This window comes from Paenibacillus algorifonticola (genome assembly GCF_050481745.1).
Lineage (GTDB): Bacteria > Bacillota > Bacilli > Paenibacillales > Paenibacillaceae > Pristimantibacillus > Pristimantibacillus algorifonticola_A.
Genome location: NZ_JBCNGR010000013.1, coordinates 54,608 through 67,176, shown reverse-complemented (window position 1 = coordinate 67,176; position 12,569 = coordinate 54,608). Strand labels below are relative to the sequence as shown.

The following is a 12,569-nucleotide window of genomic DNA, read 5'->3' as shown; positions in this document are numbered from 1 at the left end:
TGTGCAGTAGAATAGCTATTTCTGACTTTCTGGATTAACTAGACCTAAGAGGGAGGAAGGAAAAATGGATGAGCTCATACTGGGCCTATTTCGCAGTAATGTTCGTGAGCTAGACGAATTAACTCAACGTAAATTGTTTATGACCTATAGAGAATTTGTATATCGATACATTTACCTTATGCTTCATGACCACGCATTTACAGAAGATGTCATACAGGAAGGCTTTATTAAGGCTATGGAGTTTGGCCCTAAAACAAAAGCGGATTCCAACATAAAGGCATGGCTCATGCAAGTTACACGCAGAACCGCCATTGATTTTATTAGAAAAAATAAAAAGTACCATCTGGTTTTTGACCTTGAGTCCGTTATTATTTATGAGAACATTGAGTTGTTAAATCCAACAAGCGAAATAGTTGAAAAAACACTACAGAACGAACTGCTGTTTGAAGCTCTTAATGAACTCACACTTAATCAACGAATTATTTTAGTCATGCGATATATAGAGTACATGTCTTATAAAGAAATTGCTAAGGAGCTAAACATTAATGAACATGCATTAGGTAAACGTATAGAAAGAGCCAAAAAGTCATTAGCTAAACTGTTCAAAGGAAAGTGGGGTGAGAACCATGAAGTCTAATAATCGAGAAGACAATAATAATGATCTATTAGCATCTGAAATCAATGATATGCATTCTTCAATTGATATCCCAGATGGAGAAACAGCTTGGAGACGGATGCAGACCAGACTAATTCAACAGCAAAAACGATCCCATCGTAAAAGAGTTTTTAAAATTGGAATTGCAATAGCAGGCTTCTCACTTATTATTGGAACGTTTGCCACCTCTCCAAAGGAGAGCTATGCCTCTATGCAAAGCTTATTTGTAATGGCGAAAGACGCTAAACAGGGACTGGTAAATCTCCTATTTGGAGAAAGAGGAAACAGCCCTTGAAGCAGCTCGTAACAAATTTGATTACAAAAACCATATTGAATTGTCCAATGTAAGGAAATATTACCGCTTATTGAACTTTGATTTTCCTTTCTCATCATCTCCTCGTTGTAAAATTTTATAAATTCATGTCAGATTTTATCATAATAATGCGTTTATATAGTAAGCAGCCAATAATGAAAACACAAAAGGACACGAGAGGAGCGCAAGGGATATTCTAGTCCATGCTTTTATTATTGACATGCTAAATTTCATACGAGGAGGATTCACAATGAAATTAGCTAAAAAATCAATTATTGGTGTTATTGCTTCTGTTGCATGCTTGGCGTTCGCTGTAAATGCGCATGCAGGTACGAATACGTCTGTCGTTCCGGCAACGGGTTATGGTTCACTAACCGGTACAGTGGAGTATGTATCTGGAAATGCGTATGCCATGTGGTATACCAATGTTGCTAACAATCCTGATAATGCATATACGACCATTGTCGGCTCACAACAGAACATTAGCGGAACAACGCTTCGCACATTTACAGCGACTGGCTTAAGAGGAACTGGGGGTATCGGTCGAGGGGATGACAAACATCCGAGCGCATACGCTTTTTATGGGACGCATGGTGTACAGGGCGGTAATACGTATTCCGCTTATGCTGCTTACACCGTAACACATACGTAAAAGTGAATCATGCCTGCTTCATGGTGAAATGTTTATGACGTGGAGATAGAGCACAAAACATAGATTAGTGCTTGACAGATCGTCAAGCACTAATTTTGATATGGAGCCGGAAATCAAGAGGGGGATGACAACACGGTGAAAAAATTATTAGGATTCAAACGCATGGCGTTCCTAATCATGATGACACTTGCAATCTTCGCGGGGGGATGCTCCCTGAACAAAATTGAGGAACCTAATGATACTGTAGATGATACCCAAAATCCATTTGAGAAAAATAAACCGCAATCCACCGTTCTTGGTAGTATCGGTCATGGTTTCATCAATCGTCAGCTTGATGTAAACGGAAGGGTTCTTCCTTTGGAATACAATGGCGACGAATTAAAAATCGAATACGCTGTACGTGCTTCCGGTACAGCAAAAAATGTTGGATTTTTTATTTTTGTGGATGGAAAGGCTCAACCCTACAAATTGGACGAGAGTGACTCCCCGTATCAGTATATGCATCTCCTTGAATTGAAGGATGATGACAAAGAAACGCCGTTCACTTTTGTATTTACTCCGGTCACAGGAAAACAAGGGGATACTTTGCAGCTCAGTATCGCTAGCCTATATAATCCAAGTTTTATACCTGACATGAAAACAACAAGCTCCTACGGAGGCTATCAAACGACTTTGGAGGCAGGCAGACCGCTAATTTTCAAGCAAGATGCAGAATCTGTTGATTTTGCTCCTTATGCACAACAAGGGGGGTTAAATCATGTTCAACTGTCAACGGAGCCAATGACACAAGAGCTATTGGATAAGCATAGTATTGTGGAATCCGTAGATATGGATAAATTGGACAAAAATGTGTATGGCGGATTATATATGGATGGGGCAATGCGACAAGACCACTTTCAGATACAGAAAAGCGGAACGCTCCATGTGACCTTCAAGCTATTTGGTCATCCCGGCATGAGATATCGAACCACGTTTTATATGAATCATCGAGCGTTGGCAGCCGAGGATGGTGTATCCTTTGAAACGGAGTTGACCAAAGGCAATATAGCGGTTATTGACGCCGATATAGATTTAGAGAAACTAGAGGATTTCAGCACTTTTTATGTGGTCTCTGTTCCCATTAATGCAAATGATTTTCCGGATGATGTCGTTGTATTAATGAAGACCCCTTCTTTGCTACTATATAGGTGATGGGAGAAACATGTATGATGCGAATGAAGCTTTTGATTGTGACCATGATTTTCTCTTTGCTTATCGTGGGATGCACACAGGCAGAATTGAATTCTACACCTGTGAATGCTGCTGCAGAAGCTACTCCGTCTTTTCATGAGACGCCCCCGATAAACCCCACCGAATCATCTCCTCCATTGGAGTTACTCTTGGAAGGGATACAGGGACATATCAGGAACATTCATTATGCTGACGAAGACCATGTGTTGATATCGGCGAATAAGCTATATCTGTATGACTTAGATAACGGGCGCATTGCAGCGGAAGCTTCGGATGAAGGAATTCAATCGATACGAAAGGTAGAGGATGGCTATGAAGCTATTCGAGTTGCTGCCGATTTCGGAAACAATAGCAGCGGGAGCAGTGGGGGAACAGCGGGTGGCGTCCTTACATACAGCGCTATCTTTTACGACCCCGATCTCGTTAAACAATCAGAATTCAATTTCAGCTCTCTATTAAAAGAGAATGAACGGATCGTTTCCCCTGAGTCCATCGCGTTCTCGGCAGATGGTAAACGAGCAGCCTATGCTACGAATAACGGACTATATCTGTATGATTTCAATATGAGTCAACAAACAACGCTCATCGATTTAAAGCAAGCGGAGCTTACTGATCTTAAGGAGCGTTCAGGTGTTGCTGCATTTGAACAAATTGGATTTACGAATGGGGACAAGGACTTGGCCTTTACGGCGCAAAGCTTTGATGTTCCCCCTATCGACGGGAAACCTTCCTTTTCTACTTGCGGCACAGTTCATTTGGATGGTAGCAAATTGACAAACCAAAAATTCGAGTCTTATACATGCAGAGAGTTAATCGACTACAACGAGTTTGTATTTTTTGCTGAGGATCTAGATTTTACTATTCCTTCGGGAAAGCTGTTGGTTATGAATATGGCTAGCGGTAAAACGAGGTTTCTTTCCTTGATCGAAGCAGGCGAAAGTCGATTTGTTTCGGGATCAGATAGGGGAAGCTATTTCGCGACAACGCTCGCAGATCAGACCGATTGGAAAGTTCGGCTATATGATGCGAATACAGGCAAGCTTAAAGAAGAGCAACGAATCTCAAGCGATGGAGATATGCGTTATATGGCTCAAGATCCAATCGTTAAAATACTGGATGAGAGACGGGTTTATATCGTATTGGTAGGCGCAAAGAACCCTGAAATTCAAACAAAAGTTGTGATCGGCCAGTTTTAAGAGGAGTGAGCAGCCTGTGAAAGTAACATTTAAGGAGATTTCGAAACAATATAAAGGTAAATATGCACTACAGAATTTTTCCGCAGAGCTGGAAAATGGCGTTTATGGTCTCTTGGGAACCAACGGCGCTGGGAAAACAACGCTAATTAATATTTTTGTTGGCATTCTGAAAAGTGATAAAGGGCAGGTGCTTATCAATGATGTGGACGCAAGAAAATTAGGTATCCAATTTTTATCCCATATTGGTTACCTGCCGCAGTTCCCACACTTCTATAAAAACTTTGAAGTGATGGACTTTTTGAAATACATGTGCGTATTGAAGGAGATTCCTCTGCATCAAGGGGAGAAACGAGCGAAGGAACTGCTGGAGATTGTCAATTTAAGCAACGCAGCGAGTACAAAAATTGGCGCTTTGTCTGGAGGGATGCGCCAGAGAGTCGGAATTGCGCAAGCGATGTTGGGCGATCCAGATATTTTGATTTTGGATGAACCGACAGCGGGACTTGATCCTCAGGAACGAATTCGCTTCCGCAATCTCATTACCAAGTTCTCTGAGAATCGAATCGTTTTGCTTGCTACCCACATTGTTTCCGATATCGAGTTTATCGCAAACCAGGTTATTTTGCTCAAAGACGGACATCTGCTCAAACAGGATACGCCTCAAGCGCTTGTGGAAAGTTTGAAGGGAAAAGTATGGCATGTAGCGGCAACAGACAAAACTTTGGATGAGAAGATTCAGCGGCTTAGAATCAGCAATATGCTGCGGGAGCAGGATAATATCCTTCTGCGGGTTATAGATGATGAGAAACCCGATGTTCATGCAGTGAGCGTACAGGCCAATTTGGAGGATGTTTTTCTGTACTATATCGGAGATGGCGAACAATGGTGAGGCTGATTGGCTTTGAATGGCGTAAACATTTTCTGAAGAGGTCCATGATTGCAGCATTGCTGCTTTTTTCTGTCCTGAATGTCGTCAAAATATACAGCGTGCACGAAGGAAGCTCATTGTTTACAAACCCGGGGTGGAAAGAGCTGTATTGGGAGAAGTATGCTGATTTCGGTGGAACGATTAAGAATGAGAAAATAGAGAAGCTTATGAATATTTATTGGCCGCTGGATCAACAGGTAGCCGAACGGACGACAAGTACAGCGTATCGTACTCCAGATACCTATTTATCCAATGTCTACGAGGATTGGAACTTCTTTCGTTTCAACTATGTCCAACCGATGAAGTATGCATACGATTACAAAGCGTACGCCCAAGATGTTGTTAGTGCGGCGAATGAAAATATAGCGTTTTATGAATCGTTGGGTAACACATACGAGCGTAGTAAGAATGCAGCTATTGCGGAGCTTTTTCAAGGACGTTCAATCACGAGTTTTGCCTATACAGAAATGTATCAATATTATGTTGGGTATGATTTTTCAGGGTTACTAGTGCTGCTGATTTGCTTGTACGGATTAATGAGTGTTTTTCTGTATGATAAGGAAACAGAAATGGATATTTTGCTCCTTACGACTAAGGCAGGAGGAGGCGCGTCAATTAGGGCAAAGCTTATAGCCTCTGCCTTATTTGTATCTGGTGTTTCCTTGTGGTTTTGGTTAATGGATTTTGTTGCATTTTCTACGATATTCGACTCATGGGATGCAGCTTCTTCTCCTTTGTACATGCTTGAAGATTTTATCCACGCTGCACTAAACGTGAGTTTGGGGCAATACGCTATACTATCAGCACTTGTCAAAACGGCGGGAATGCTTGTGTTTGCCTTGGCATTTTTGTTCATGTCGAATTTGTTCCGAAATGCACTTGTTCCATTTATTATCGGGTTATCTGTTTCGTTTGTTTGTATTTACATGGAGGAAGTTTATATGGGCTCGGGGCGTATTTGGATCAAAGTCATAAACCCATTTGTATTGTTGGTTAATCGAGAATTGTTTCGAAAAATAGAGTTTGTTTCTATGGCGGGTTTTTCCCTTCCAAGTTATCTCGCTGCCTTATTGCTAGCAGTTGCCTGGGGAGTACTGCTTCTTAGCGGCATTTTAATTGTTGTGAGGAAGAATGCTCTGAGGAAGGGGGGAGAGAAGCGTGTCCATCTGGAAGTATGAAATGAAAAAAATGCTTTTCCATCATAAGGGTTTTTTATTTATCGGTTTGTATTTCATCTTGAGTATTGCATCAATGGTAATTTTGGATAAGCCCGCTAACCCGGATGTTGAGATGAATCGTTCGCAGTACCAGTTCTACCTAAATCACGTTCAGGGTCCCTACTCAGAAGAAACCGAGCATTTTTTTGCAAATGAAGCGGCCAAAATTTCGGATGCGAAGGTTGCCTTACAAAGAATAAGTGATAATTTCTATGATGGTGAGTTGGAAGAACAAGAGTTCCTTACCCAATCCGATTCACTGGCGAGTATTCTGAAGAACGAAAAAGGTTTTCAGCTGGCTTACAATCAGTTCGTCTATGTACGTGAAATGCCAGACAATCGTTATTTTCTTTATACAAATGGCTGGGATGGATTACTCTCCAATGATAGTCTTGATATCCTGTTTGTATTGTTGGTTTTGCTTCTAGTTACACCGATGTTTTGTTACGAGTTTGAAAGTAAGATGGATGAGCTCCTTCTTACCGTCAAAAAAGGCTCAAGAACTCATGCGTTATGTAAAATCAGCCAGGTGCTCGTGATGGTTAGTCTTCTCTGTCTTCTGGGTGCCGGTTTACGATATGGCTTCTACGATTTCAAATATGGCTTGGAAAATGGACATTATCCCTTAGAAAGTTTATCCTACTTTGGCACGTCGATCAAAGATGTTACATTGCTTCAATCCTTTTTATGGATTACGGCAGGTAAACTATTTGGGAGCCTATGTTTTGCTATCTTGATTCTATTTGCTTCGGTTTGCTTTAAGAAATATGCCATTACATTGTTTTCATGCACGGCAGCAGTGCTGCTACCTTACTATGGACTGCAATTGGAATCCACCAAATATTTCTTGCCAGGGCCACTGGGGTTCATGGTGTCAACTGGCTATTTTCGCGGGAATGAATTCAAGCGTAATTCGTGGAAGGATCAGATGGATATAATTTTCCGAGAGGTTTCATTTACAGCATGGAGCATTGTTTTTGCCATTACAGTTAGTCTTAGCGTAATCATGCTCTTTGTGATCCTACGTAAGCGATCCAATGTGTGGATTGTAAAACAGCGAAAACATAGAGGGAGGAGACTGCTGCTTACGTTACTCATTCTTTGGATGGTGGTCTCCATGCTTGTTGGCTGTAGTTCTTCTAATGGTGCGATGGCAGATGTTGCTTACAACTACGCCTCTAAGCAGTCCTTTCAAAATGATAAGTATCGATTTTATATGGATCCAAAGGAAATGGAGCTTGGGAATAATCAAATTGTATTTGAGGATCAAACCAGCGGAGAAAAACGTAAACTTGTCCGTGATCCTCTGACCTCATTAACTCGAATAAAGGGAGCCATTTTTGGGGATGGCACGTATGTCTACTACATGAAACTTGATTATGAAAAATCAGGTCTCAGAGAAGGGGCTACTCGGTTTTCCGTTATCGGAGTGGATACAACGAGGTTTAATGAAAAAATTATTTTCGAAAAGAAGCTAAGTGCCGATAAGGGCACCATGCTGGGGCTCGTGAAAGGGAATGCCTATGTTGCAAGCTTTTACCTCACCGTGAGCGCCTTCTTTTTGGATGAATCTAGTCTTTACCTCATAGGGCAAACGGATGGACAAACCGAAATTCGGCAAATGAACCGACTAACAGGAGATATGCGTGTTCTTCTCCAAATTCCTGTATTAAGAAGCCTCGCATTTGACGGCCGGACGATCTATTATGTCGATGAGAAGTCCCAAATCGTTAAGTATGATACCAAGACGGACACCATGACAACAATCACCGATCTAATTACGAGGGAGTTTATTTTGACGGAGAGTGAATTAATATACGTAAACCGCAAGGAGCAACAAAAACTATACGCTATGAATTTACATGACTCGACCATCCATAAGCTAACGGATGTTCCCGTACTTAGTTTTCAATATGACAAACCATATATTACCTATATCGGGAAGCTAGACCTGAAAGAGTATCAGATAAGCATGGATTCAGATTAAGAATTCGATAAGGTCGCTGGTTTATTGAATATAGAAACCACAAAGGTCTTCGAGAATTCCTCATGAAGAAAGAACGAAGAGACGCAGGAGATGCCTGAGCGTCTCTTTACTATTCGTGGGCTGCTCTTAAGGTAAGAATTGATTCAAATTTCTCTAAAAGCTCATCCAGGGTATAATTTTTAAGCTTGCTTTCACAATCCGTATTAAACGATTGAATGACCTCGAAAGACAAATTCATTGTGTTCTTTCATTTAAATCGTTCGGATGGGTTTCCGATATTGTTTGAAAAAGTCAAATAGATGCCATTTTCATGGCGATATGAGAGGATGATTGTATTGTTGACTCCTACTAAAATCAAACGCAAGCTAAGTGAATGCTCGAAAGATGAGCTTATTGAGCTTTTGTATGAGACAGTCAAAGTCAATAAAGATGCTCAGACATATGTTTCTGTCAAACTGGAAGGCGAACGGGCCTTACTCGAAATGATTAATGCATCCAAAGAGCGAATTTACAAGGAGTTTTATCCAACTCGTGGATTGCCCAAGCTAAAGGTATCTAAAGTTGAACAAGTTCTCGCTGAAATGAAAACGATTGGGAAGGGTACGATGTGGCCTTTTGAATTAATGGTTTATTTCTGTGAAGTGGCAGTCCAGTTTATCCATGAGCAGGCTGATATTCTGTTCTCAAATGGGTAGAGCACGATGAGAAAGAAGACGATATTGACCGTATTTCGGGCGTCATTTCCTATGCAGCAATGAGCAAGTGGCTCAAAATACGAGAGGATGCACGTCAAAAATACATTAGCAATGTCTGGTGTGGAAGATGCCTGGGCACAACAACCATCAGAGATTTTTCAATACAATTGGATACGCACGGCATTATTCTTCAAGGAAGTTGCTCCAATTGCGGGCATCAGGTAGCCAGAGTTATAGAGGAATAAGCATTTATATGGATCTGCCATCTCCCCCTGTCTATACATTATTCCAGAACTCATCGTCTATCGGGTTATCCCAGAACTCCTACCAGCAGACAACAAAGACTGTGAGCTATGGGTGGAGAGTAGAGTTGACCCAATCCCCAAAAAAATTACCCTTGGCAGAATACTGAAATTGACAGGGGTAAATAAAATTCCATTAAGGAGTTTAAAGGATAATGATTGATAGAGATACAATCAGCACGTTGTTATGTTCAACATCATTTAAGAACTTAGTCGGTGTAGGCATGGAGTTAAAGCCCTATGAATTGGCTTTGCTTATGTTGCGTTCATTAGATAACTCGGAAGAATAGGGGTATATCGTGATGGGTGTATCTAAGCTCATCAACAACTACGCGGTTGATGGGTTAAGTCTCACGACTAAAGACAGAGCTAAAGAACCCATCGCGACTGCCCTTCATAAACGAGCAACGGATGGTAACTCTTACGCCCGCGCTTCGTGTGAGGTGCCGAAGCGTAGGAGTTCCTTATTTTTATTTGATCATAAACATCAAGATGATGACGGGCACAGACGGGGGCTCCGGAGACAACTGGAACACGGCAGGCTATTCGCTCCACCAGGAATTTGACGAGTTGGAGAAGGCCGGTATCCCGCCGCTTCATGTTCTTCAGATGACAACCCTGAAAGGGGCTGGATTTCTGGACCGGATGAATGATATGGGGACCGTGGATACTGGCAAAAACGCCGATTTGGTCCTTCTGGACGCCAACCCCATAGAAAGCGTACAAAATCTTCATGGTATTAACGCTGTGATACGGGCGGGTGCATACCACGATAATCAAAAGCTAAGCTCAATGAAGGAAAGGCTTGGAACAAAATGGAATCTAAGGCCGGAATTATCCGCATGATGACAGAGAATCCTGCAAATTTTTATGATATGGAATTTTCAATAGCTTTGTGTTGTTCATTGTTTTCAAATGCCACAGTAAGACGTGGTAAAGGTATACCTAACTTTTTTGCTTCTCTCACAACTTCAAGTACCGCAAAACCTGCTTTACTATTGTTGTATTCGATGAAAAGTCGTGGTAAGCTGCCCTTTGCAAAAATAACCTTGTTAAAAAGCGTACCGAGAAGTGCTGGTGGAATCTTAGTTAATAGTAGAGAAATCGTATCAATCTTTGCACCTCTTGCTTTAATTACAGGGGTAATTTCCCTCATATTTTTACCAACATTTGCGAATGAGTCACTATGATTCATGAGTGCTGGAAAACTTCCCATTTTTAACACCTCGGTCTCGATAGCCGCATTCATGGCAAAGTGATTCCATAGCCAGTTTTGCATATCCTTTATCCAATTAATTTTAAAATGGGCACTTTCAAATAGTTCTTTGACCTTGCCGTTAATATGTTCAGTGCCTACCCGTGGTTTTTCCAGAAATAGCATTTTCAAAAAGCCGCCTCTAAGCCTATTGTCCGCGATGCCGCCGCCGCCTCCTGGGAACCCAAAGACAACATTGTTCATAGACAATGGTGAGATCGATGATTTCAACTCTTGCCAAACGTTATTGAATATTAGGACAGGGGTGTTTCCAGCAGCAGTCGATAGTAATTGTGCTGCTTCTGGAAGTTGTTCCGTGTTGACACTCACAATAATGAGATCATAATTTGGGCTCATCTCCTCATGCAGTTTGACGTTCCAGCTTTCTTTTATTAGCTGTTTCCCTCTTCGTGCGTCCCACATTTCAAGCTCTATGTTGCTTCCGAAGGTTTCTTTTCTCCCTTTTCTAACGTAAAACTCGACTGTATGCCCTGCCTTTTCAAAAGCCCAAGCATATTGGGTCGATATTACACCTCTACCGAAGAATAAAATTCTCATATTGCCTCCTAAAATATATATTAATCCTTGTTTAATGATCAAACAACGTGTTGTATAATGTTATTGTATAGATTCACTATACGGTCATCAACCATCAGATTTTTAATATCTGTCGTATAATCGATTGAACAGAAAAATGGAGGCAAATAATGAATAAGCAACCTGAAATTACGGACAAAACAAGGCAAACATTTATAAATGTATTTTGTGATTTATATAGCCGAAAACCAATTGAAAAAATATCCATTCAAGAGATTGCTAACCAATCAGGATATAATCGCAGTACATTTTATCAATACTTTACAGATATCTATGAGTTGTTGGACTGCGTTGAAGAGCGTGTCTTGAAATCCATTAACGAGGAAATGGCAGGCAGAGAGTTTTCTACACATACTTTCCAAGATGCACTTCAATGCTTGGAAAATGCAGAGGAAATTTCAGTTCTTAAAGCCCTCTTGGGCGACTATGGTTCTGTTCATTTTGTTGAACGCCTGAAAAGAGAAATTCCCTTTGAGAGATTGATTGTGGACTTTCCAACAAATGATGTCTTAGCACCATACATAATTGAGTTTTACATATCAACATTAATATCTATGTTTCGTCTTTGGATACGCAACGACAAAGATCTATCGTCGGAAGAATTGGTCAAGTTGGTAGATAGCCTATTTTCAAATGGGATAACACCGTATCATTTTTTTGGCACGGTCAATCCGCGGCGCCTTGATTCGAATAAAAAGTAAGGGGACGAGGAGAAAGAGAATGAGGGACTTTAATATCGGCTCATCTTGCCATTTGGCGGGTATCATTGGCGCATTCTTGATATACAGGGCAATACGGCCTTGATTTTAACTGAACACATGATCGAACAACACTCCTATTTTACTGACAATGAAAAAAATACGGGGAGCTGCAGTATGAAGTTGATTTTATCAATCAAACGGCAAAAAAAATAAATTACGAAACCCGCCCATGTGGAGTGCGTGGTAAGATAATATCGGGATGATTATGCTAAGCTTTTAATCAAATAACAAATTGGAGAACTTCCTGTACAGGAGGTTCTTTTTTCTACATTCTTCGACTCACTGATATACTATTTTGGTGGATATTGGTATGATTATTGTAGAACTCGGATTTTATGGATAGTGGAGGACAAAGTGGAGAAAAATTATGAATTTTTATATAAAATTAAAGATGTATTGAAAGATAGGGCGTTCGAAGGGGTTCCCCTAGGCAGTAAATTTGATGAATCCAGATTTGAAGATATTAGAATAGTAGATGATACGGGGTATCCCATTTATTCATTTAATAATATGGAACTTGAAATTGTAGATGATTTAATTTATAGAATCGGAATATGCTGTGATGAATCGGTGCTTATTGATGATGTAGTGAAAATATTTGGAGATACTGAGTTTAAAACCTATGAGCAGTTTACATTTGTATCCTACATGTATGATTTTTGTGTAATAAATTTTAAATTTGTAGGGTTGGATGCACCTGCCATGGACATATCTATATGTTCAACTATGTTTATGGACTAATTTAGTTTTTATCTGAGAACCTCAAGAAATACTAGATAGA

The 12,569-nt window shown here is 40.6% G+C and carries 14 protein-coding genes; 13 read left to right on the top strand and 1 reads right to left on the bottom strand.

The features are described 5' to 3' along the window. Positions 1-64 precede the first annotated feature (64 nt). From ABEW34_RS14270 to ABEW34_RS14220, 11 genes are all read left to right on the top strand, one after another. Positions 65-637, top strand: coding sequence for an RNA polymerase sigma factor (locus ABEW34_RS14270; protein WP_430159835.1), 573 nt, complete (start codon positions 65-67; stop codon positions 635-637). Further along, positions 627-950, top strand: coding sequence for a hypothetical protein (locus tag ABEW34_RS14265; RefSeq protein ID WP_430159834.1), 324 nt, complete (start codon positions 627-629; stop codon positions 948-950). Before ABEW34_RS14270 ends, ABEW34_RS14265 begins: the two co-directional genes overlap by 11 nt. Positions 951-1,218: 268 nt before the next feature. Continuing rightward, positions 1,219-1,620: a hypothetical protein gene (locus ABEW34_RS14260; protein WP_430159833.1), complete on the top strand. Its 402-nt coding sequence runs from the start codon at positions 1,219-1,221 to the stop codon at positions 1,618-1,620. Between the two features lie 135 nt (positions 1,621-1,755). Beyond that, entirely contained in the window at positions 1,756-2,811 is a 1,056-nt protein-coding gene (locus ABEW34_RS14255) for a beta-glucanase/beta-glucan synthetase (RefSeq protein WP_430159832.1), read from the top strand. Positions 2,812-2,825: 14 nt separating this feature from the next. Next, a complete protein-coding gene (locus ABEW34_RS14250) occupies positions 2,826-4,046 on the top strand; it encodes a transcriptional regulator (protein ID WP_430159830.1) in 1,221 nt (406 codons plus the stop codon). 16 nt (positions 4,047-4,062) lie between these two features. Beyond that, positions 4,063-4,935, top strand: a complete 873-nt coding sequence (locus ABEW34_RS14245; RefSeq protein WP_099517045.1) for an ABC transporter ATP-binding protein — start codon at positions 4,063-4,065, stop codon at positions 4,933-4,935. Then, on the top strand, positions 4,929-6,152 hold the full coding sequence (locus tag ABEW34_RS14240) for an ABC transporter permease (protein WP_430159828.1): 1,224 nt from the start codon (positions 4,929-4,931) through the stop codon (positions 6,150-6,152). Before ABEW34_RS14245 ends, ABEW34_RS14240 begins: the two co-directional genes overlap by 7 nt. Next, the gene (locus ABEW34_RS14235; protein WP_430159826.1) at positions 6,133-8,178 is read left to right on the top strand and encodes a DUF5050 domain-containing protein; all 2,046 of its coding nucleotides are present in this window, start codon (positions 6,133-6,135) and stop codon (positions 8,176-8,178) included. The genes ABEW34_RS14240 and ABEW34_RS14235 overlap by 20 nt, the downstream gene beginning before the upstream one ends. Positions 8,179-8,504: 326 nt before the next feature. Next, entirely contained in the window at positions 8,505-8,873 is a 369-nt protein-coding gene (locus ABEW34_RS14230) for a hypothetical protein (protein ID WP_430159824.1), read from the top strand. A gap of 457 nt (positions 8,874-9,330) precedes the next feature. Beyond that, positions 9,331-9,465, top strand: a complete 135-nt coding sequence (locus tag ABEW34_RS14225) for a hypothetical protein (RefSeq protein ID WP_430159822.1) — start codon at positions 9,331-9,333, stop codon at positions 9,463-9,465. 184 nt (positions 9,466-9,649) lie between these two features. After that, positions 9,650-10,021, top strand: coding sequence for an amidohydrolase family protein (locus tag ABEW34_RS14220; RefSeq protein WP_430159820.1), 372 nt, complete (start codon positions 9,650-9,652; stop codon positions 10,019-10,021). Between the two features lie 22 nt (positions 10,022-10,043). Here ABEW34_RS14220 and ABEW34_RS14215 read toward each other — a convergent pair whose 3' ends face one another. Continuing rightward, positions 10,044-10,988, bottom strand: a complete 945-nt coding sequence (locus ABEW34_RS14215) for a ketopantoate reductase family protein (protein WP_430159818.1) — start codon at positions 10,986-10,988, stop codon at positions 10,044-10,046. Positions 10,989-11,137: 149 nt separating this feature from the next. On the opposite strand from ABEW34_RS14215, the gene ABEW34_RS14210 reads away from it, so the two are divergent. Together ABEW34_RS14210 and ABEW34_RS14205 are read left to right on the top strand one after the other, a co-directional pair. Further along, positions 11,138-11,728 carry a TetR/AcrR family transcriptional regulator gene (locus tag ABEW34_RS14210; RefSeq protein WP_430159816.1) on the top strand — a complete coding sequence of 197 codons (591 nt, stop codon included), beginning with the start codon at positions 11,138-11,140 and terminating at the stop codon, positions 11,726-11,728. A gap of 414 nt (positions 11,729-12,142) precedes the next feature. Next, positions 12,143-12,529, top strand: coding sequence for a hypothetical protein (locus tag ABEW34_RS14205; protein ID WP_430159814.1), 387 nt, complete (start codon positions 12,143-12,145; stop codon positions 12,527-12,529). The last annotated feature ends 40 nt before the right edge of the window (positions 12,530-12,569 follow it).